Origin of the sequence: Pseudomonas sp. BF-R-01, assembly GCF_019946615.1 — a bacterium.
In the GTDB taxonomy this organism is placed as follows: domain Bacteria; phylum Pseudomonadota; class Gammaproteobacteria; order Pseudomonadales; family Pseudomonadaceae; genus Aquipseudomonas; species Aquipseudomonas migulae.
This window is the reverse complement of sequence record NZ_JAGYFX010000059.1, coordinates 17,561-38,862: the sequence shown is the minus strand read 5'-3', so window position 1 is coordinate 38,862 and position 21,302 is coordinate 17,561. Positions and strand designations below refer to the sequence as shown.

At 59.3% G+C, this 21,302-nt stretch carries 21 protein-coding genes and 1 other RNA gene; 9 read left to right on the top strand and 13 right to left on the bottom strand.

What is annotated here, in order from left to right; genetic code table 11:
* Positions 1–65: 65 nt before the first annotated feature.
* On the bottom strand, positions 66–2,939 hold the full coding sequence (gene gcvP, locus KGB27_RS20540) for an aminomethyl-transferring glycine dehydrogenase (RefSeq protein ID WP_223556090.1): 2,874 nt from the start codon (positions 2,937–2,939) through the stop codon (positions 66–68).
* Between the two features lie 439 nt (positions 2,940–3,378).
* Here gcvP and KGB27_RS20535 point away from each other — a divergent pair, with 439 nt between their 5' ends.
* The gene (locus KGB27_RS20535) at positions 3,379–4,074 is read left to right on the top strand and encodes a hypothetical protein (RefSeq protein ID WP_223556088.1); all 696 of its coding nucleotides are present in this window, start codon (positions 3,379–3,381) and stop codon (positions 4,072–4,074) included.
* A gap of 207 nt (positions 4,075–4,281) precedes the next feature.
* On the top strand, positions 4,282–4,977 hold the full coding sequence (locus KGB27_RS20530; RefSeq protein ID WP_223556086.1) for a hypothetical protein: 696 nt from the start codon (positions 4,282–4,284) through the stop codon (positions 4,975–4,977).
* A 101-nt stretch (positions 4,978–5,078) separates the two neighbouring features.
* On the opposite strand, the gene gcvH is transcribed toward KGB27_RS20530, so the two are convergent.
* From gcvH to KGB27_RS20485, 9 genes are all read right to left on the bottom strand, one after another.
* Positions 5,079–5,462, bottom strand: a complete 384-nt coding sequence (gene gcvH / locus KGB27_RS20525; protein WP_008040704.1) for a glycine cleavage system protein GcvH — start codon at positions 5,460–5,462, stop codon at positions 5,079–5,081.
* Positions 5,463–5,512: 50 nt separating this feature from the next.
* Entirely contained in the window at positions 5,513–6,595 is a 1,083-nt protein-coding gene (gene gcvT, locus KGB27_RS20520) for a glycine cleavage system aminomethyltransferase GcvT (RefSeq protein ID WP_223556084.1), read from the bottom strand.
* Between the two features lie 156 nt (positions 6,596–6,751).
* Positions 6,752–8,368, bottom strand: a complete 1,617-nt coding sequence (locus tag KGB27_RS20515) for an ABC transporter permease (RefSeq protein WP_223556081.1) — start codon at positions 8,366–8,368, stop codon at positions 6,752–6,754.
* 187 nt (positions 8,369–8,555) lie between these two features.
* Positions 8,556–9,560 (bottom strand): extracellular solute-binding protein, encoded by a 1,005-nt coding sequence (locus KGB27_RS20510; protein ID WP_223556078.1) that lies wholly within the window; start codon positions 9,558–9,560, stop codon positions 8,556–8,558.
* Between the two features lie 259 nt (positions 9,561–9,819).
* Entirely contained in the window at positions 9,820–11,037 is a 1,218-nt protein-coding gene (locus tag KGB27_RS20505) for a 2-octaprenyl-3-methyl-6-methoxy-1,4-benzoquinol hydroxylase (protein ID WP_223556092.1), read from the bottom strand.
* A gap of 9 nt (positions 11,038–11,046) precedes the next feature.
* Entirely contained in the window at positions 11,047–11,532 is a 486-nt protein-coding gene (locus KGB27_RS20500; protein WP_008040698.1) for a DUF4442 domain-containing protein, read from the bottom strand.
* Positions 11,525–12,712 carry a 2-octaprenyl-6-methoxyphenyl hydroxylase gene (gene ubiH, locus KGB27_RS20495; RefSeq protein ID WP_223556075.1) on the bottom strand — a complete coding sequence of 396 codons (1,188 nt, stop codon included), beginning with the start codon at positions 12,710–12,712 and terminating at the stop codon, positions 11,525–11,527. The genes KGB27_RS20500 and ubiH overlap by 8 nt, the downstream gene beginning before the upstream one ends.
* Positions 12,709–14,043 (bottom strand): Xaa-Pro aminopeptidase, encoded by a 1,335-nt coding sequence (gene pepP / locus KGB27_RS20490; protein ID WP_008040694.1) that lies wholly within the window; start codon positions 14,041–14,043, stop codon positions 12,709–12,711. Before pepP ends, ubiH begins: the two co-directional genes overlap by 4 nt.
* 27 nt (positions 14,044–14,070) lie before the next feature.
* Entirely contained in the window at positions 14,071–14,631 is a 561-nt protein-coding gene (locus tag KGB27_RS20485; protein WP_008024262.1) for a YecA family protein, read from the bottom strand.
* A gap of 199 nt (positions 14,632–14,830) precedes the next feature.
* Between KGB27_RS20485 and KGB27_RS20480 the strand changes: the two genes are divergently transcribed.
* The 4 genes from KGB27_RS20480 (at position 14,831) to KGB27_RS20465 (ending at position 16,254) form a co-directional block, all read left to right on the top strand.
* Positions 14,831–15,040 (top strand): TIGR02449 family protein, encoded by a 210-nt coding sequence (locus tag KGB27_RS20480; protein WP_003177365.1) that lies wholly within the window; start codon positions 14,831–14,833, stop codon positions 15,038–15,040.
* On the top strand, positions 15,037–15,354 hold the full coding sequence (locus tag KGB27_RS20475; RefSeq protein WP_008024266.1) for a cell division protein ZapA: 318 nt from the start codon (positions 15,037–15,039) through the stop codon (positions 15,352–15,354). The genes KGB27_RS20480 and KGB27_RS20475 overlap by 4 nt, the downstream gene beginning before the upstream one ends.
* A gap of 30 nt (positions 15,355–15,384) precedes the next feature.
* Positions 15,385–15,563: non-coding RNA, 6S RNA (gene ssrS / locus KGB27_RS20470), on the top strand.
* Positions 15,564–15,648: 85 nt separating this feature from the next.
* Positions 15,649–16,254, top strand: coding sequence for a 5-formyltetrahydrofolate cyclo-ligase (locus KGB27_RS20465; RefSeq protein WP_223556072.1), 606 nt, complete (start codon positions 15,649–15,651; stop codon positions 16,252–16,254).
* Positions 16,255–16,289: 35 nt separating this feature from the next.
* Here the strand turns inward: KGB27_RS20465 and KGB27_RS20460 are convergent, their stop codons facing one another.
* Positions 16,290–16,442, bottom strand: a complete 153-nt coding sequence (locus tag KGB27_RS20460; RefSeq protein ID WP_008024268.1) for a hypothetical protein — start codon at positions 16,440–16,442, stop codon at positions 16,290–16,292.
* A 201-nt stretch (positions 16,443–16,643) separates the two neighbouring features.
* On the opposite strand from KGB27_RS20460, the gene KGB27_RS20455 reads away from it, so the two are divergent.
* Positions 16,644–17,093 carry an EVE domain-containing protein gene (locus KGB27_RS20455; protein WP_008024269.1) on the top strand — a complete coding sequence of 150 codons (450 nt, stop codon included), beginning with the start codon at positions 16,644–16,646 and terminating at the stop codon, positions 17,091–17,093.
* A 146-nt stretch (positions 17,094–17,239) separates the two neighbouring features.
* Here the strand turns inward: KGB27_RS20455 and KGB27_RS20450 are convergent, their stop codons facing one another.
* Positions 17,240–17,650 carry a flagellar basal body-associated protein FliL gene (locus KGB27_RS20450; RefSeq protein WP_032832554.1) on the bottom strand — a complete coding sequence of 137 codons (411 nt, stop codon included), beginning with the start codon at positions 17,648–17,650 and terminating at the stop codon, positions 17,240–17,242.
* A gap of 150 nt (positions 17,651–17,800) precedes the next feature.
* Between KGB27_RS20450 and KGB27_RS20445 the strand changes: the two genes are divergently transcribed.
* Positions 17,801–18,778, top strand: a complete 978-nt coding sequence (locus KGB27_RS20445; RefSeq protein ID WP_223556069.1) for an NADPH:quinone oxidoreductase family protein — start codon at positions 17,801–17,803, stop codon at positions 18,776–18,778.
* A 384-nt stretch (positions 18,779–19,162) separates the two neighbouring features.
* Positions 19,163–20,512 (top strand): glycerol-3-phosphate transporter, encoded by a 1,350-nt coding sequence (gene glpT, locus KGB27_RS20440; RefSeq protein WP_008024279.1) that lies wholly within the window; start codon positions 19,163–19,165, stop codon positions 20,510–20,512.
* On the opposite strand, the gene KGB27_RS20435 is transcribed toward glpT, so the two are convergent.
* On the bottom strand, positions 20,488–21,156 hold the full coding sequence (locus KGB27_RS20435) for a gamma-glutamylcyclotransferase (RefSeq protein ID WP_192227496.1): 669 nt from the start codon (positions 21,154–21,156) through the stop codon (positions 20,488–20,490). The two genes, glpT and KGB27_RS20435, sit on opposite strands and share 25 nt — an antisense overlap.
* Between the last annotated feature and the right edge of the window lie 146 nt (positions 21,157–21,302).

The following is a 21,302-nucleotide window of genomic DNA, read 5'->3' as shown; positions in this document are numbered from 1 at the left end:
ACATAAATGTTGGATGTTAAGACGCTTTCGCGGGCAAGCCTCGCTCCTACAGGGCCGTGTGTGTTTCAGCGGTAATCGTCCACCGGGACACACGCGCAAAACAGGTTCCGGTCGCCGTAGACGTTATCGACGCGATTCACCACCGGCCAATACTTATGCGCCTTGGTGTGCGCGTCTGGCGTGACGCCCTGTTCGATGGTGTAGGGCCGCTCCCAAACCCCAGTGATGTCGGCCAAGGTGTGCGGCGCCCGTTTCAGCGGATTGTCTTCCGCCGGCCAATTGCCGTTTTGCACCTCGGTGATTTCCGCGCGGATACTCAGCATCGCCCCGATAAAGCGGTCCAGTTCCGCCTTCGATTCACTTTCGGTCGGCTCGACCATCAAGGTGCCCGGTACCGGAAAGGACATGGTCGGCGCGTGGAAGCCGTAGTCCATCAGGCGCTTGGCGACGTCCTCTTCGCTGATGCCGGTCAGCACTTTGAGCGGCCGCAGATCAAGGATGCATTCGTGGGCCACACGCTCGTTACGCCCGGTGTAGAGCACCGGGAACGCCCCCGACAAATGCTGCGCCAGGTAATTCGCGGCGAGGATCGCCACTTCGCTGGCGTCCGCCAGTTGCGGCCCCATCATCGCGATGTACATCCAGCTGATCGGCAGAATGCTCGCGCTGCCCCAGGGCGCTGCGCTGACTGCGCCGTTCTCCGGCAGCGGGCCGTCAATCGCCACTACCGGGTGGTTGGCCACGAACGGCGCCAAGTGCGCCCGCACGCCAATCGGCCCCATGCCGGGCCCGCCTCCGCCGTGGGGAATGCAGAAGGTCTTGTGCAAATTCATATGGGAAACGTCGGCACCAATGTCCGCCGGCCGCGCCAACCCGACTTGTGCATTGAGGTTGGCGCCATCCATGTACACCTGACCGCCGTGACTGTGGACAACTTCACAGATCTCGCTGATGCCTTCTTCGTACACGCCGTGGGTCGAAGGATACGTCGCCATCAGGCAGGCGAGTTTGTCGCCCGCTTCGGCAGCCTTGCCTTTCAGATCTTCCAGATCGACGTTGCCCGCCTCGTCACATTCGACGATCACCACGCGCATCCCGGCCATTTGCGCAGAGGCAGGGTTGGTGCCGTGGGCCGAGGACGGGATCAGGCAGATATCCCGCCCGCCTTGATGCCGACTCTCGTGGTATTTGCGAATCGCCAGCAACCCCGCGTACTCGCCCTGGGCACCCGAGTTGGGCTGCATGCAGATCGCATCGAAACCAGTGATCGCGCAGAGCCAGCGCTCCAGCTCTTCGATCATCAGCGTATAACCGGCCGCCTGCTCTTTCGGCACAAAGGGGTGCAAGTTGGCGAATTGCGGCCAGGTGATGGGGATCATTTCGCTGGTGGCGTTGAGCTTCATGGTGCAAGAGCCGAGCGGAATCATCGATTGATTGAGCGCCAGGTCCTTGTTCTCCAATTGCTTGAGGTAACGCAGCATTTCGGTTTCGCTGTGATGGGCGCTGAACACCGGATGACGCAAGTAAGGCGAAGTGCGCAGCAGCCCGCCAGGAATGCCGGAAGGCAGGGTTTCAGCGTCCAGTTCGTCGACGTTGAGCCCATGATCGGCACCCAGGAAGACATCGAACAATTTCGCCACGGTGCTTTCGTCAGAGGTTTCGTCGAGGCTGAGGCCCAATTGCCCGCGCCCCAGAATCCGCAGGTTGATCTGCGCGGCCTGCGCGCTTTCGATGATCGCGGTTTGAGTGCCACCGACCTCCAGCGTCAACGTGTCGAAGAAGTGTTTGTTCAGGCGGGTGATACCACGACGCTCCAGACCCGCGGCGAGGATGCAGGTCAGCCGGTGAACACGCTGGGCAATCTGCTTCAGCCCCTCCGGACCGTGGTAGACCGCGTAGAAACTGGCGATATTGGCCAGCAGCACTTGGGCGGTGCAGATGTTCGAGTTGGCCTTCTCCCGGCGGATGTGTTGCTCGCGGGTTTGCAGGGCCATGCGCAACGCAATGTTGCCACGCGCGTCTTTCGAGACGCCGATGATCCGCCCCGGAATCGCACGTTTGTATTCATCGCGACTGGCAAAAAACGCCGCGTGGGGGCCGCCGTAACCCATGGGCACGCCAAACCGCTGGGACGAGCCGAACACCACGTCGGCACCCAACTCTCCCGGCGGCGTCAGCAACAGCAGGCTCAGCAGATCGGTGGCGACGCAGGCCAGGGCTTGCTGGGCGTGCAGATGATCAATCCACGGACGCAGATCGCGAATCTCACCGTGGGTATCGGGATACTGCAGCAGCGCTCCGAATACCTGGTGCTGTTTCAAGTTATCCACAGCGTCGATGATCAGCTCGAAACCGAAACCTGCGGCCCGGGTCTGCACCACGGAGATGGTCTGCGGATGACAGTTTTCATCGACGAAGAACAGATTGCTCCTGGACTTGGCGACACGCTTGGCCAGGGCCATGGCTTCCGCCGCCGCCGTGGCCTCGTCCAACAGCGAGGCATTGGCCAGTTCCAGGCCCGTGAGGTCGATGGTCAATTGCTGGAAGTTCAGCAGCGCTTCGAGCCGACCTTGGGCGATCTCGGGTTGATACGGCGTGTAGGCGGTGTACCAACCGGGGTTCTCCAGGACATTGCGCAAAATGACGGTCGGCGTCAGCGTGCCGTGATAACCCATGCCGATCAGGCTGGTCCAGACCTGGTTCTGCTCGGCGTAGCCACGCAGCTTGGCCAACGCGGCCTGTTCGTCGAGGGCGGGTGGCAGGTCCAGCGCCCGGTTAAGGCGGATTCCCGGCGGCACCGTCTGCTCGATCAGCTCGACACGGCTACCAACGCCGAGGCTGTCGAGCATCGCCTGCTGCTCGGCGGCATCGGGCCCGAGGTGACGGCGGAGGAAGGCATTGGGGTCGCGTAACTGACTCAAGGACGGCAACTGGGACATGACGGGCTCTCTCTTGACTGGCGCTCAACGTCGATGCGACACGGTCAAACCAGCATAGCTCCCCTGCGCGCGGCATGGCGTCTTTGGACGCGGCCCGTCCCTGAAGCATACAAAACACGCCAAGACTTTGAGGCTCTTTCATTTCAGCGATATATGCATCGCCGATAGTTATAAATAGTTATTCTTACTCGCCAAAAATAAGTCCGAACATAATCACCCGTGCAACAGCGCCCGCAAATATGTGAAAAGCCAACACTTATAAAAACAACCAAACTCTTAAAAAAACCAATCGCGATAGATAGAATCAAAGCATAGCCAATAGATCTATAGCGCAATAATCCGCATGCTATGTTTGTTGAGGACTGGGCAACGGAACCAAAAAGCCACTACCCAGTTACAAACAACCCAAGCTACGCTTTATTCGAAATGGAGTTCAAAAATGAGCCAGCAAATAATTTTGTTCATCGAAGAAGATCAACTGATTGCCCAAAAAGAAAACGGCTACAGCCTTTATCTAGCCAAAAAGGTAAATGAAGATTTTACTGTTATCTGGCAATCAAAAGGCGCGGTGGCCACCACCCGCAATCCTAGCTATCAGTACAAAAACACGTTCGATATCACGACACCGTCCTTCAATGTCAACTTTACGAACGATTCGGTCAAACAAGGTGATGTCACCTTTACCTCCGGTGGAAAAAACCTGCCCATCACTACCGGCCAAACGACAACGCTGGATGAATACGGTGTTTTTTCACCGGCCAAAAACGGCGGCGTGAAATCAGAGGTTCTTATCAACAACCTACTGAAAGGCAATCCCCACGAGATACTGCTGGATTCCAAGGGCAACAATATCTGGGTCAATCGCGCGAGCGGCATGAACATCGGCACCGCTACGCTGACACCGTTAGACCAATACCAACTGTGGTTCGGAAACCTTCAACAAACAGGCTCGCTGATTGCCCAAAATCTATCCAATCCCTATGTGGCAACCTTGAGGGCTGGAGACAGCTTCATCCTCACCTATAACAACGAAGGCGACTGGGTGACTGGCGAGCCGGCCAAACGCCTCAGCGACAAGGAAGTCGCGGAGTTGCATGCCAAGGTAGCCAAGGTAGAGAGCAGAATAGCGGCATAGTATGGAGGGCGAATCGAGCACCGTTTGCACAATGGACCGGAAGCATTTCGTCTTACCGTAGACAGTCTTGAATGCGCAAACATGTTCAAAAAACCCTGTAAATCCTGGATCTACAGGGTTTTTTATTGACAGTACAAACGCCACAGCGAATCAGGTGAGCCTGGAAGCCCGCCATGAAATACTCCGCTGGATGAATGGAAAACAGCCATGAGCGAACAACAAATTATTCTATATATCGAAGAGGCACAACTGATCGCCCAAAAAACCAACAATTACAGCCTTTACCTTGCAAAAATGGTAAATAACACCTTTACCGTCATATGGTCAGCAAGGCTTCCCAACGCCACAACAAAAAATCCTAGCTATCAATACAAAAACACATTCGACATATCCAGCCCCTCTTTTATGGTCAACTTTACAAATACTCCAATACAAGAAGGCGATATTACATTTACTTCAGGAGGAAAAAATCGCCCCATCAGTACGGGGCAAAAAACGACACTAAATGAATATGGTGTATTCAGTCCCCCTACAAATGGCGGTGTCCCTGGAGATGTTTTAATCAACAACCAATTGCCAGCCAATCCTCGGGAAATTTTGCTGGATTCCAAAGGTTATTGTATTTGGGTGAACTGTTCAGGTGGCATGAGTCTCGGTGCAACCACCATGACGCCAAAAAACCAGTTTCAACTATGGTTTGGCCCGGCCCAGGCGGCGGGTTCTTTAATCCCAGGCAATGTATCCAACCCTTACGTCGTCACGGTCAATGACGGAGAAACCAAAACGATCACTTACAACGACAGTGGTGTTTGGGTTCCCGGCGAACCGGCAGTACTTCTGACAGCAGACCAAATAACGGCGCTTCACGCCAGGGTAGACAAAGCGGTAGCAATGGCGACATAAATGGTCAGCAAGACTTCACCGCACGGCATTAAACAAAAACGCCGCGTTCTCCAGGCAAGGAAAACGCGGCGCTCTTGTAGCGGATCCGCTTTTGGCGATGTTTACTCGCCGATGGCGGCCTTGTAGCCAGCTGCATCAAGCAGCTTGTCCAGATCGGCGGTGTTGCTTGGCTTGAGCTTGAAGATCCAGGCACCGTACGGGTCGGAGTTGAGCAGTTCCGGATTGGCGCTCAGCTCTTCGTTGATCGCAATCACTTCACCGGCAACCGGGGAGTAGATGTCGGACGCAGCTTTAACCGACTCAACCACGCCGGATTGATCACCAGCTGCAAAGACGTTTCCTACTTCAGTCAGCTCAACGAACACCACATCGCCCAAGGCTTCCTGAGCGTGATCGCTGATGCCCACAGTGACGGTGCCATCGGCTTCCAGACGGGCCCATTCGTGACTTTCGGCAAAACGCAGGTCGGCAGGGATATCGCTCATATTCTGTGTCCTCAAGAAAATTGTCAGCGGTCGTTGCCCGCCAGAAAAGGTTAAATCAAGGTTTTGCCATGGCGTACGAAGGTCGGTTTGACCACTCGGACCGGGTACCACTTGCCACGGATTTCCACTTCTGCGCGGTCGGCAGTCGCCATTGGCACGCGCGCCAGTGCAATCGACTTGCTAAGCGTAGGAGAGAAACTACCACTGGTGATCTCTCCTTCGCCAACATTGGCGATGCGGACCACCTGATGAGCGCGCAAAACCCCACGCTCCTCAAGGACCAGCCCCACCAGTTTGTGCTGCACGCCGCCTGCCCGTTCAGCTTCCAGAGCGCCCCGGCCGATGAACTGGCGAGAGGCCGGCTCCCAGGCAATGCTCCAGGCCATGTTCGAGGCCAGCGGCGAAACATCTTGATGAATGTCCTGACCGTACAGGTTCATGCCGGCTTCGACACGCAGCGTATCCCGTGCGCCAAGGCCAATCGGCGAGATGCCTGCACCCACCAGATCGTTGAAGAAACCTGGCGCCTGACTGGCCGGCAAAATGATTTCCAGACCGTCTTCGCCGGTGTAGCCGGTGCGTGCGATGAACCAGTCACCGTCAGGCTGGCCTTCGAACGGCTTGAGCAACTGGATCAGGTTGCCGCGAGACTGGGTGACCAGTTCGGAGATTTTGTGTCGGGCATGCGGGCCTTGAATGGCCAGCATCGCCAGCTCGGAGCGCTCGTTGAGCTGCACATCGAAGCCGTCGAGGTGCGCCTGCATCCACGCCAGGTCTTGATCGCGGGTGGAGGCGTTGACCACCAGGCGATACCCGTCGTCGAGGCGATAGACGATCATGTCGTCGACGATGCCGCCACGTTCATTGAGCATGGTGCTGTACAAGGCACGGCCGGGGCTGTGCAGGCGTTCGACGTCGTTGGCCAGCAAATGCTGGAGCCAGGCCTTGGCCTGCCCGCCGCTGACATCGATCACGGTCATGTGGGATACATCGAAAACCCCGCAATCGCGGCGCACCTGATGGTGTTCCTCGACCTGCGAGCCGTAATGCAGAGGCATATCCCAACCGCCAAAATCGACCATCTTCGCGCCGAGGGCGAGATGAAGGTCATACAGAGGCGTACGCTGTCCCATGGGTTTCTCCTTCCGGGCGTGGCGAAGGTGCGGGCCGGTGCTGCACGGAGTGAACGCCTTGAAATAGAAGGCTTTCAGCCGATTTCAGCTACCGGGTCTGTAGGACGGACCGCACCGAATGCCGCGCATTGTAGCCTCAAGGTGTAGGACTGACACCTAGGTGTTTCGATGCGCTGAACGTCGAATCAATCCGATGACCGGTAACAGCCCGACCAAAACCAGGGTCAGCGCCGGCAATGACGCCCTCGCCCACTCTCCCTCGCTGGTCATTTCGAAGATGCGCACCGCCAGCGTATCCCAGCCAAACGGGCGCATCAGCAGGGTCGCGGGCATTTCCTTGAGCACATCGACGAACACCAGCAACGCAGCGCTCAATGTGCCGGGCAGCAATAACGGCAGATACACTTTGAAAAACAGTCGCGGACCACCGACCCCAAGGCTACGTGCCGCTTCGGGCAAAGATGGCCGTATACGCGCCAGGCTGTTTTCCAGTGGCCCGTAAGCCACCGCGATGAATCGCACCAGATAGGCCAGCAGCAAGGCCGACAGGCTGCCCAACAGCAACGGCTTGCCGGCACCACCCAACCATCCCGACAGCGGAATCACCAGCTCGCGATCCAGATAACTGAACGCCAACATGATCGACACCGCCAACACCGAACCCGGTAGCGCATAGCCGAGATTGGCCAGGCTGACACCGGAGCGGATCGCCCGGGTCGGCGCCAGGCGCCGAGCAAATGCCAGCACCAGCGCAACGCTGACAGTAATCAGCGCCGCCATGCCGCCCAGATACAAGGTGTGGACGATCAGGCCGGTGTAACGCTCATCCAGGTCGAAACGCCCGCGCTGCCAGAACCACACCACCAATTGCAGCACCGGGATCACGAAGGCGCAGGCAAACACCAGACCGCACCAGCTCATCGCTGCCAGCGCTTTGAAGCCGCGCAGGTGATACAACGCTTTGACCCGCGGTCGTTCATTGCTTGCGCGGTTGGCCCCGCGTGCGCGGCGCTCGCCGTACAGCACGACCATCACCACCAACAGCAACAGGCTGGCCAGTTGTGCGGCAGTCGAAAGACTGAAGAAGCCGTACCAGGTTTTGTAGATCGCCGTCGTGAACGTGTCGAAGTTGAACACCGACACCGCACCGAAATCCGCCAGGGTTTCCATCAGCGCCAACGCCACGCCCGCACCGATGGCCGGGCGTGCCATCGGCAGCGCGACGCGCCAGAACGCCTGCCACGGCGATTGCCCCAGGACTCGCGCCGCTTCCATCAGGCCTTTGCCTTGAGCGAGAAATGCCGTGCGCGCCAGCAGGTAAACGTAGGGATAGAAGACCAGTACCAGAACGAGGATGACGCCGCCGGTCGAGCGGACTCGCGGCAGTCGCAGGCCCGTGCCGAACCATTCGCGCATCAACGTTTGAACGGGACCGGCAAAATCCAGCAATCCGACGAAGACGAACGCCAACACGTAGGCCGGAATCGCGAACGGCAGCATCAACGCCCAATCCAGCCAGCGCCGACCGGGGAATTCGCAGAGGCTGGTGAGCCAGGCGAGGCTGACACCCAGCAGCGTTACGCCGGCACCGACGCCAAGCACCAGGGTCAGCGTGTTGCCCAGCAGCCGCGGCATCTGCGTGTCCCAGAGGTGGGACCAGATTTGATGATCGACGGTTTGCCAGGAGAGCAACAGAACGCTGAGGGGCAGCAAGACCAGCGCAGCGATGGCGAAGACCAGGGGATACCAGCGGCGTTGGGCGGGGTGGGCCAAGGAAAAGCTCTCAAGCGGATGGACGATACACAGAGGCCATTGTAGGAGCGAGCTTGCTCGCGATGAACGTCAAGGCCCCGCGGACCGTCAGGCACCCCGCGTTATCGTTAACATTCATCGCGAGCAGGCTCGCTCCTACAGGGTCAGCGGTGTCTGCACACAGGCGGGGCGCAGTATATCGACAGACTCAGTTCCAGCCAGCCCGATCCATCATGCGAATCGCTTCAGCCTGACGTTTGCCAGCGACTTCCACCGGCAAGGTATCGGCGACGAACTTGCCCCAGGCGGCGACTTCCGCGGACGGCGCCACCGTAGGGTTGGCCGGGAATTCCTGGTTCACATCAGCGAAGATCTTCTGCGCCTCAGGCGTGGTCATCCACTCCACCAGCGCCTTGGCCGCTTCCGGGTGCGGCGCGTGCTTGGTCAGGCCAATGCCCGAAAGATTGACGTGTACGCCTCGATCAGCCTGATTCGGCCAGAACAGCTTCACCGCCAGGTCAGGCTTCTGCTTGTGCAGACGGCCGTAGTAGTAAGTGTTGACGATGCCGACGTCGCACTGGCCGGCGTTGATTGCTTCCAATACCGCGACATCATCGGAGAACACGTCGGTGGACAGGTTGTTGACCCAGCCTTTGAGGATCTTCTCGGTTTTCTCGGCGCCATTCACTTCGATCATGGTGGCGGTCAGTGACTGGTTGTAGACCTTCTTCGCCGTACGCAGGCACAGGCGGCCTTCCCAGTTTTTGTCGGCCAGACCTTCGTAAGTGGTCAACTCCCCCGGTTTCACCCGGTCGGTGGAGTACGCGATGGTCCGCGCCCGCAGGCTCAGGCCGGTCCAGGCATGAGAAGCCGCACGGTATTGCAGCGGGATGTTGGCGTCGATGGTTTTCGAAGTGAAAGGTTGCAGGATGCCCATCTGCTCGGCTTGCCACAGGTTGCCGGCATCGACGGTCAGCAGCAGGTCGGCGGTGGCGTTTTCGCCCTCGGCCTTGATGCGCTGCATCAGCGGGGCTTCCTTGTCGGTGATGAACTTCACCTGTACGCCGGTTTTCGCGGTGTAGGCGTCGAACACCGGTTTGATCAGCTCGTCGATACGCGAGGAGTAAACCACCACCTCGTCAGCGGCCTGGGCGACGGTGCTGCCGATCAGGGTCAGGGCGAGTGCTGTCAGTAGACGCTTCGGTGCCAACATGGGAGCGATCTCTCAATTCGAAAAGTGAGGCCAAATGATAAGGACTCACATTTACCTTCTCAATCGAACAGTTTGCGGAGGAGTTACCAGATGTTGCATGGCTAGGGATGTGTAGCGGATGTGTCGACGCCTTCGCGGGCAAGTCGGAACGCCGCCCGCTCGCTCCTACAGGTTTTGTGTTGTACGCCAATGTCGCGATCAACTCGAAACCTGTAGGAGCGAGGCTTGCCCGCGAAGGGGCCATCAGCTCCAGCGAAAGTCAGGCCTTGGCCAGAGCCGGCAAATCCCCGGTCAACCCCAACGCCTCACGCACAAACAACGCCTTGGCCTCCGGCATCTGCTCGACGATCTTCAAACCGGTATTACGCAACCAGCGCACCGGCAGCGGATCCGCCTGGAACAAGCGCTCGAAGCCTTCCATCGCTGCCATCAACGCCAGGTTATGCGGCATGCGCCGACGCTCGTAACGGCTCAGCACTTTCGCATCCGCCAACCGCTCGCCCCGTTCGGCCGCTTGCAGCAGCACTTCAGCCAGGACCGCGGCATCCAGGAAACCGAGGTTCACCCCCTGCCCGGCCAACGGGTGAATGGTGTGCGCCGCGTCGCCGATCAGCGCCAGGCCTTCGGCCACATACCGCTTGGCATGACGTTGGCGCAGCGGCACGCACAGACGTGGGTCGGCGCTCAGCACCGTGCCGAGCCGGCCTTCAAAGGCACGTTCCAGTTCAAGGCAAAACGCTGTGTCGTCCAGCGCCATCAGCCGTTCGGCTTCGCTCGGCGTGGTCGACCAGACAATCGAACACCAATCCTGCTGACCGTCGCGCTCCAGCGGCAGAAACGCCAAGGGACCGTTGTCGGTGAAGCGCTGCCAGGCCGTCATTTGATGAGGCCTGGTGCTGCGCACACTGGTGACGATCGCATGGTGCAGATAATCCCACTCGCGCGTGGCCACCCCGGCCAGGCGCCGAACCGCCGAGTTGGCGCCATCCGCCGCAATCACCAGCGGCGCACGCAAGGTGCGGCCATCGGCGAGCGTCAGCAGCCAGTCATCGCCGGAGCGGCGCATCTGCTCCAGGCGCGCATTGGCCAGCATCCCGAGGTCGCAGTCGTGCAAACGGTCGAGCAAGGCGTCCTGAACCACCCGATTCTCGACGATATGCCCGAGCACGTCGGCATGCACGCTGGCGGCGGAAAAGTGGATCTGCCCGGTGCCGCTGCCGTCCCAGACGTGCATGTCGGTGTACGGGCTGCTACGCCGGCTGGCAATGCCATCCCACACGCCGAGGCGTTCAAGAATCCGCTGGCTGGCCGCCGATAACGCGCTCACGCGCGGTTCGAACGGCGCTTGCCCGTCGAAGGGTTTGACGCTCATCGGGCTGCCGTCCAGCAGCAGGACTTCCAGCCCGCTGTCCTGTAACGCCAGCGCCAGGGCGCTGCCGACCATTCCGGCCCCGACAATCAGCAGATCTGCGCGCATGTCCATGCTTTAAGCCTGTCTCGCTTGCGGCTTGAGCCGCACGTAAAGGGTTTTCTGGACCCGCGCCACCAAGGTGCCGGCGCCGTCGTGGATATCGACCTGCAATTGCGGCAGGTATTTTTCGCCGTTCGCCGTTTGCCGGCGGACTTCGTCGAGCAAGGTCTCGTCGACCCTGAAGTTGGCGAACACCGGGCCTTTGCCCGGCGAGATGAAATCGATGTCTGCCGTTTTGTCCCAGACGATGTAATTGCGTCCGAGGTTTTCCATCAGCATCAGCATGTAGAACGGATCGACCATCGAATACAGGCTGCCACCGAACTGCGTGCCGACGTAATTGCGGTTGTACCTGCCCAGGCCCATGGACACCGTGATGTCCCGAAAGTCATCGCTGATGTGCCGCACGCGAACCCCGGCGCCCAGATACGGCGGGTAGAAGGTCATGATCCAACGCATCAACCGCGCTTTGCCGAACCTGCTCGTCAGCCACTTACGCATCGGGACGCGTACCCAGGCCCATGGCCTGTCGGGCGAACCAGCGCTTGGCCGGCGGCAGCAGATCGAGGCCGAGCAGGCCGATGTTACGGCCCAGCGAAACCAGCGGTTGAGTGCTGCCGAACAACCGCGTGACCTGATCGGAGAAGCCCACGGTCAGGTTCTGATCCATCCGCTGGCGTTCGCGGTAAGCCTGCAAGGTCGCGAAATCGCCGAGCGAGGTCTCGCTCGCCAGCAGCGCATCCGCCAACGCTTGCGCATCACGCAGCGACAGGTTGAAACCCTGGCCGGCAATGGGGTGCAGGCTGTGGGCGGCGTTGCCGAGGATCGCCAGATGCGGACGCACCTGCTCTTCGGCTTCGATCAGCGTCAACGGATAAAGATGCCGTGCGCCGACCTGTTTCAACGTGCCGAGGCGGTAACCGAACACGCCCTGCAATTCGCTGAGGAAACTGCGTTCATCCAGGGCCGCAAGCCGTTGCGCGTCCATGCCCTGACGGGTCCAGACCAATGCGCAACGATTTTCCGGCAACGGCAGCAACGCCATCGGACCGTCGTCGGTGAAACGCTCGAACGCCATGCCGTTGTGCGCTTCGCTCGGGGTGATGTTGGCGATCAGCGCGCTCTGGTTGTACGGGCGCTTTTTGATGCCGATCCCCAGTTGCTCGCGCAGACCGGAACGGCCGCCATCAGCGAGCACTGCGAGGTCGCACTCCAGCATTGTTTCGTCGCTGAGGGTCAGGCGATAGCCGTCGGTCAGCGGTTCCATGCGCGTGACTTCCGCCGGGCAGCGCCAGGTGACCACGTCCTTGTCCAGACCTTGCCAGAGGCATTGGCCGAGCCAGGCGTTTTCCACCACATAACCCAGCGCCGGCACGCCCTCTTCCATCGCCGACAAGCGCGCGGTGGAGAAACGGCCACGGTCGGAAACGTGAATCTGCTTGATCGGCTCGGCACGGCGGGAGATTTCCTGCCACACACCCAACCGTTGATAAATCTGTTTGGCACCGTAGGACAACGCCGAAGAACGGGCGTCGTAGCTCGGTTGATAGGTGTGGCCGGGGGCAAACGGTTCGATCAGCACGATCTTCCAGCCGCGCGCCTTGGCTCCGGCCTGCAAGGCCAACGCCAGGCTGGCACCGACCAGGCCGCCACCGATAATTGCCAGATTGACTCGACTCATGCTGCTTTTGTCCGCGCTTGCGCCATCAAGGCTTCAATCTCGGCGACCGTTTTCGGTACGCCATTGGTCAGGATTTCACAGCCGGTTTTGGTGACCACGACGTCGTCCTCGATGCGCACGCCAATGCCGCGCCATTTCTTCGCTACGTTCTGGTTGTCCGGGGCGATGTAGATCCCCGGTTCCACGGTCAGCGCCATGCCGACTTCCAGCACGCGCCATTCGCCGCCGACCTTGTACTCGCCGACGTCATGCACATCCATGCCCAGCCAGTGGCCGGCGCGGTGCATGTAAAACGCTTTATAGGCTTCGCTGGCGATCAGTTCGTCGACGTTGCCCTGCAACAGGCCCAACTTCACAAGACCGGTGGTAATCACCCGGACCGTGGCTTCGTGCGCCTGATTCCAGTGTTTGTTCGGGGCGATTTCGGCAAAGGCCGCTTCCTGTGAAGCCAGCACCAACTCGTAGATCGCCTTCTGTTCCGCTGAATACTTGCCGTTGACCGGCCAGGTGCGCGTGATGTCGCTGGCGTAGCAGTCGATCTCGCAACCGGCGTCGATCAGCACCAGATCGCCGTCCTTGAGCACCGCGTCATTCTGCTGGTAATGCAGGATGCAGCTGTTGCGCCCCGCCGCGACGATCGAACCATACGCCGGCATCTTCGCCCCGCCCTTGCGGAACTCGTAATCAAGCTCGGCTTCAAGGCTGTACTCATGCAACCCGGCCCGGCTGGCCTGCATCGCACGAATATGCGCCTGAGCGGAAATCCGCGCGGCTTCGCGCATCACCTTCACTTCTGCCGCCGATTTATACAGGCGCATGTCGTGCAGCAGATGATCCAGCGCAACGTATTCGTTCGGCGGCTGAGCGCCGAGGTGCGCCTTGGAACGGATCACGTTGATCCATTCCATCAGGTGGCGATCGAATTCCGGGTTGCTGCCCATGGCCGAATACACCCGGTCGCGCCCTTCGATCAGGCCCGGCAGGATGTCGTCGATGTCAGTGATGGGGAAAGCGTCGTCGGCACCGAAGTCGCGGATCGCGCCTTCCTGACCGGCGCGCAGGCCGTCCCAGAGTTCTCGCTCGGCGTTGCGTTCACGGCAAAACAGCAGGTATTCGCCATGCTCACGGCCCGGCATCAACACGATAACGGCTTGAGGCTCGGGGAAACCGCTGAGGTACTGGAAGTCGCTGTCCTGGCGGTAAACATGCTCGACGTCGCGGTTGCGGATGGCGACCGCGGCGGCGGGCAGAATCGCGATGCTGTTGGGTTCCATCTGCGCCATCAAGGCCTTGCGGCGACGGCTGTATTCCGATTTCGGGATATGAATCATGGGCAGATGGCTTTTCCTGGCTCGCGATTAATGCAACGACGGTTTGGCGGCAGCCGGCGCGTCTGGCTTACGGGTTTCGGAGAACAGCAGCAGCGGCGCGACACGCAGGTACTCCATGACTTCCATGTAGTCGCTTTCGCCGTCGTCGGACTCTTCCAGCGCGTCTTGCACCTGGGAAATCGCCGCCAGATCCTGCAACACTTCGGTGGCCTCGGTGCTGAGCATGCTGCTGTCGCGGCAGTTCAGGCCGAAACCGCTGAGGAAGCCCTGGCACCATTGGCCCAGTGCGGCGGCACGGTCAGCCAGCGGCGCGTCATCGGTCGGCAGCAGCAGAACGACGGTCACGTCGTCGCCGGTGAGTTCGCCCTTGACCATCTCTTGCAAGCCGATCAAGGCATTGCGAACGTTGTCTTGCGGCTCGCCTTCGAGCAGCTCGGCGGCATCGATCAGCCACTCTTCTGCATTGAAACCGGCACCGGCGCAACTGCGACCGAGCAGCAGGCCATGCAGTTCGGCAGGCGAGACGTTGTGACCGCTGGAAGTCAGCAGGGTGGCGAAGGCTTGGTACGGAGAATTCTGAATGGGCATGGGCAGCTAGGCGCCAGACGGCGCTATGTCTAGAATGAAGGCCTTGTATCCTACATCGACTACCCCTGTAGGAGCGAGCTTGCTCGCGATGAACCCGAGAACGCCGCTGGGTGTCAGGGACCCAGCGTTATCGTTGGCGACCATCGCGAGCAAGCTCGCTCCTACGGTTCAACACCCATCAGACATTTCAGTGGACACAATGGAAGACACCGACCTGCAAGCGCTGATGGCCAGACTCGAACTGCTAATTGATCGAGTCGAGCAACTTAAGAGTCAAAATGGACTCCTACTAGCTCAGGAAAAAACCTGGCGCGAGGAACGCGCTCACCTCATTGAAAAGAACGAAATCGCCCGGCGTAAGGTCGAATCGATGATTTCGCGCCTCAAGGCCCTGGAGCAAGACTCATGAGTTCAAGCAATAGCGTCACCGTGCAGATCCTCGACAAAGAATATTCGATCATTTGCCCCCAGGAAGAGCGCAGCAACCTGGTGAGCGCCGCCCGTTACCTGGACGGCAAGATGCGCGAGATCCGCAGCAGCGGCAAAGTCATCGGCGCAGATCGCATCGCCGTGATGGCTGCGCTGAACATCACGCACGACCTTCTGCACAAGGAAGAACGGCCGGATGTACAGGTCAGCGGTTCGACCCGCGAGCAGGTGCGCGACCTGCTGGATCGCGTCGATCTGGTGCTCGCCACCGATCCAGACGTCACCAAGGGCTGATTCGTCCGACCGCTTGGGTTATACTCGCAACACTCCCTGGGGTGCTTGCCAGTTGACCACGTCCCTGAGCCGATTCGCACTACCCTGGAGGCTGCACGTTGGGCTGGTGTGCATGTCCGCTAGACGGAAAGCCTTAAAGCCTACTGCATCTTCCACCTTGAACTTTCGGGTTCAAGGGCTAAGTCAGCAGCGGTTCATCCGGGGAGCCTGATTCCAGTCCGATGCCGGTTTAAACACCGGCATCGGCTTTTTACGGGTACGCTTTGTGTACCCGCACTGCCGAAGCCCGAATCCATGACCGAACCTGCGCTGCTGCCCCGCCCGCAACTTCGACGCATGCTGCGCAAGGCCCGCCGCGCACTGACAGCCAGTCATCAGCGCCAGGCCGCTCGCGGGCTGTACAAGCAATTGGCCCAGCAGCCGTTGTTTCGCCGCGCCAAACATATCTCGCTCTATTTACCTACCGACGGTGAAATCGATCCGCGCCTGTTGCTGCGAGCCGCACAACGTCGGGGTAAGGCGACTTACCTGCCGGTGCTCAGTGCCTGGCCGCGAACCAAAATGGTGTTCCAGCGGATTCGCCCCGGCGAAAAGCTCCAACCCAATCGCTTCCGTATTCTCGAACCCAGGCACAACCTCGCCCGACAACGCAAAGTCTGGGCGCTCGATCTGGTGCTGTTGCCGCTCGTGGGATTCGACGATGTCGGTGGCCGACTCGGCATGGGTGGTGGTTTCTACGACCGGAGCCTGGCGTATCTGGCGCGGAGGAAAAACTGGCGCAAGCCGACGCTATTGGGGCTGGCCCATGAATGTCAGAAGGTCGGAAGACTGGCTCAGGCGAGCTGGGATGTGCCGTTGCAAGGAACGGTTACAGACAAGGCGTGGTATTTCGCAGACTAGACGCCACTCGAATCAGCGGCGTCGAAAAGACAGGTTCAGCGCTTGAAGGCTGACGGCTGTTGTTGCTGCGCGATTTCAATCGGCGCATCGGTCTTGTTGCTCCACAAGCTTTGGGCATAGCCAGTGGTCACGACGCCAAGGCCGAACAAAATAACCAAAATCCATAGTAAATCCGGTTTGCGTTTCATCGATTGCCCCCCAAAGGCACATCAATACGATGACAGCAGCGGTTTCCGTTGTAGGTGTAGGCCGTGCAGCAGCGTCAAGCTTAGAAGGCCGGCATTTTGCGACAACGTGAACCGACACGCAAACGCTGGCGTCAACCGACCGTCGGTTTGTCATAAAATCGCCCGACAACTTGTCCACCTGACTCGCAAGGAGCAAAAACCATGGCCTATTGGCTGATGAAATCCGAGCCCGACGAGCTCTCGATCAAAGGTCTGGAGAAGCTCGGCAAAGCGCGCTGGGATGGGGTTCGCAACTATCAGGCGCGTAACTTTTTGCGTGCGATGGCGGTCGGCGACGAGTTCTTCTTCTATCACTCCAGCTGCCCGGAGCCCGGGATTGCCGGGATCGGGAAGATTGTCGAAGCGGCGTATCCGGACCCGACGGCACTGGAGCCGGAGAGTCATTATTACGACCCGAAGGCCAGCGCCGAGAAAAACGCCTGGAGCGCGATTGATGTCGCGCATGTGGAGACGTTTTCCAGGGTGTTGAAGCTGGATTATTTGAAGCAGCAGACGGCGTTGGCGGAAATGCCGCTGGTGCAGAAGGGGTCGCGGTTGTCGGTGATGCCGGTGACGGCCGAGCAGTGGGCGGCGGTGATTGCACTGCGCTGAAATGTATCTGGTGCCCACGCTTTTGTAGGAGCCGGCTTGCCGGCGATAGCGGCTTCAGGGTGTGTACTTTGTAGGAGCCAGGCTTGCTGGCGATGGCGTTTTTTAGGGCGCTATCGCCAGCAAGCTGGCTCCTACAGGATCCAGCATTACTGGATAATCAGGTTGTTGAACAACAAATCCTCAACCACCGGTTTGCCGGTTTCATCGTTCATGATCTGCTGGGTTTGCTTCAACGCTTCCTGACGCAGCTTTTCCTTCCCCTCGATGCTGTTCATCGCCTCGGTGGTTTGCTGGGTGAACAACGCCACCAGTTGATTGCGAATCAACGGTTCATTGGCCTTCACCTGTTTGGCCGCCTCATCACCAGTGACCCGCAATGCTACGTCAGCCTTGAAGACCTTCAACTTCGCCGTGCCATCCAACCCATAGTTGCCCACGAATGGCGGGCTCAGGGTGAGGTAGCTGACTTTCGGGGCTTCACCTTCTTTGGCGGCTTCTTCAGCCACTGCTGCCACAGGCAGAGACAGGGCCAGCAACAACATGATCCACGCTTTCACAATTCGCTCCTTATCCGGTTTGCGGCCTAGCATAACGACCCGCCGCGCAAGCACAAGCTTATGGCTGACTATCAGGGCGGGGCATGCTCGTTGACCCGTCGACTCACACACCTACACTTATCGGCCATCACTCCCAAAGGAATAGCCCTGATGAAAGCCGTGCTGTGCAAAGCCTTCGGTCCTGCCGAATCGCTGGTGCTGGAAGACGTCGCCAGTCCTGTCGCGAAGAAGAATGAAATCCTGCTGGACGTGCACGCCGCCGGGGTGAATTTCCCGGACACGCTGATCATCGAGGGCAAATACCAGTTCAAGCCGCCCTTCCCGTTTTCGCCGGGCGGCGAAGCGGCTGGCGTGGTCAGCGCAGTGGGCGAAAAAGTCAGCCACCTGAAAGTCGGCGATCGGGTCATGGCCCTCACCGGTTGGGGCAGTTTCGCCGAACAGGTCGCGGTGCCAGGCTACAACGTGCTGCCGATCCCGACCTCCATGGACTTCAACACCGCTGCCGCATTCAGCATGACTTACGGCACTTCAATGCACGCGCTCAAGCAACGCGGCAACCTGCAACCGGGTGAAACCCTGCTGGTGCTCGGTGCTTCTGGCGGTGTCGGCCTGGCCGCCGTGGAAATCGGCAAAGCCATGGGCGCCCGCGTGATTGCTGCCGCCAGCAGTGCCGAAAAACTGGCCGTGGCCAAGGCTGCCGGCGCCGATGAACTGATCAACTACACCGAAACCAACCTCAAGGACGAAATCAAACGCCTGACCGATGGCCAGGGTGCGGACGTAATCTACGACCCGGTCGGCGGCGACCTGTTCGACCAGGCCATCCGCGCCATCGCCTGGAACGGCCGCTTGCTGGTGGTCGGTTTTGCCAGCGGCCGCATTCCGGAATTACCGGTCAACCTCGCACTGCTCAAGGGTGCAGCGGTGGTCGGCGTGTTCTGGGGCTCCTTCGCCCAGCGCCAACCGCAAGACAACGCGGCGAACTTCCAGCAATTGTTTGGCTGGTTCGCCGAGGGCAAGTTGAAGCCGCTGGTATCGCAGGTGTACCCGCTGAGCAACGCGGCGCAGGCGATCAATGATCTTGGCCAGCGCAAGGCGGTCGGGAAAGTGGTGGTGCAGGTTCGCTGAGTCGCAGCAGGATACAAAAAGGCCAGAACAACTGATGAGGTTGTTCTGGCCTTTTCGATTACATGACCAGCAGAAAGACAGCACTCCAAACTTTTCGTCAAAGCAACTCACGAATTTCCTCCGGAAGAAAATGCACGTACCGGGTCGCTTGATGCGTATTCATTTCCCAAAGTCCCGCCCTACGCCGGGCATCGCTGCGTCATAAAAGGTTGCGAGATAACAATTCCCACAGCGCCCTTCACTTATACCTGAGCGACATGTTCGTAAAAGAACATGCAATCTCCAACATTTCCGCTGTTTGGTCGATGTGAACCAGTGCTATTTTCGGTAACGAAACTGTAACATTCGCATCCGCAGTCAAAACAAGAAATCTGGAGCTCTTGAATGTTTGCTTTCTTTCGTCCTGCCGCACATCAGGCTCCATTGCCTGAAGAAAAAATAGACAGCGCCTACCGACGGCATCGCTGGCAGATCTTCGCCGGCATATTCATCGGCTACGCGGGTTACTACCTGCTGCGCAAAAACTTCTCCCTGGCCATGCCCTATCTGATCGAAGAGGGCTATACCCGCGGTGAGCTGGGCCTGGCGTTGTCGGCGATTGCTATTGCCTACGGCTTGTCCAAGTTCCTGATGGGCATTGTTTCCGACCGTTCCAACCCACGCTTCTTCCTGCCGTTCGGCTTGCTGGTTTCGGCTGGCGTGATGTTCATTTTCGGTTTTGCGCCCTGGGCCACGTCCAGCGTGACCATCATGTTCATCCTGCTGTTTATCAATGGATGGGCGCAGGGCATGGGGTGGCCGCCGAGTGGCCGGACCATGGTCCACTGGTGGTCGCAGAAGGAACGCGGGGGCGTGGTGTCCTTGTGGAACGTGGCGCACAACGTCGGTGGTGGTTTGATCGGCCCGCTGTTCCTGCTCGGCATGGGCCTGTTCAATGACTGGCACGCGGCGTTTTACGTGCCGGCGGCAGTGGCCATGGCCGTGGCGGTGTTTGCCTTCGCCACCATGCGCGACACGCCACAATCGGTCGGCCTGCCGCCGATCGAGAAGTACAAGAACGACTACCCGGAAGGCTACGACGCCAGTCACGAAGAAGAATTCAGCGCCAAGGAAATCTTCGTCAAATACGTGCTGCGCAACAAAATGCTCTGGTACATCGCCATGGCTAACGTCTTTGTCTACCTGCTGCGTTACGGCGTGCTGGACTGGGCACCGACCTACCTCAAGGAAGCCAAAGGTTTCAGCGTGGATAAAACCTCGTGGGCCTATTTCCTTTACGAGTGGGCAGGTATTCCAGGGACGCTTCTGTGCGGCTGGATGTCGGACAAGATCTTCCGTGGCAACCGTGGCCTGACCGGCATGGTGTTCATGGCGTTGGTGACCGTGGCGACGCTGGTTTACTGGCTCAACCCGGCCGGCAACCCGACGGTCGACATGATCGCGCTGATCTCGATTGGTTTCCTGATCTACGGCCCGGTGATGCTGATCGGTTTGCAAGCGCTGGAACTGGCGCCGAAGAAAGCCGCCGGTACGGCAGCGGGCTTCACAGGTCTGTTCGGCTATCTGGGTGGTTCAGTCGCGGCCAGTGCAGCCATGGGCTACACCGTGGACCATTTCGGCTGGGACGGCGGTTTCGTCTTGCTGATCGGCGCGTGCCTGCTGGCAATGGCCTTCCTTGCGCCCACCTTGTGGCACAAGCAAGTCGCCAGTCAGACCCGCGAAGCCATCGCCTGATCGACCTTTGATTTGCAGCGCTTGAGCCGCGCCTCCAGATTCCGGTCTGGCATGGCGTGGCTACGCAGGGCGTTGGCGGTCTGCTCGACATAATCGCGAGTAGTGCCGTAACGCCCGCAAGCGTTTTCGAACACGTGGCTCAGCACGTGATCCGGCAGGTTGCCGGCATAGCTGGGCAGGTGTCGCTCCAACACGAATCCCAATGCCTGAACCTGATTGCCATCTTCGAGACGGCAGTTCAACCAGTGTGGGCGATAAGAAGGGAATGGCATTTCGCGCTGCCACAAGGCATACAGCGACGCTTCGAGTTGTTCTTCCGGCAAGCGATAAGCGAAGCCGCTGCAAGAGCCGCCGCGATCCAGGCCAAACACCAGCCCCGGTACTTCCGGCGTGCCGCGATGTTCGTGGGACCACAGGTACAAACCGCGATGGTAGCCATGCACCCGGCCTCGAACCCGTTCAACCGCCGCGCACTCAGGGCGCCAGATCAGCGAGCCGTAAGCGAATAGCCAGACCGGCCCACCCTTGTGGCGCGCCATGGTCGACTGCATCGAGCTGAGCAATTGTTCGTGCGTCAGCTGCGGCCCCAGATCGAGCCGCGGAGGGTAAGCCAGATTCATAAAAGCAGATTCAATGGCGCTCATAGCGAATAGCGTTCAGCTCCCCGCGGGTGATGAATTACTTAATAGAACGCACCGCTGTAACAATAAGGCACATATGTTTTAAGGCAATTTAAGTGCCACGGCACAGTTCTTAATTAATTGCCTGATTGAATTATAACCTACCGGCA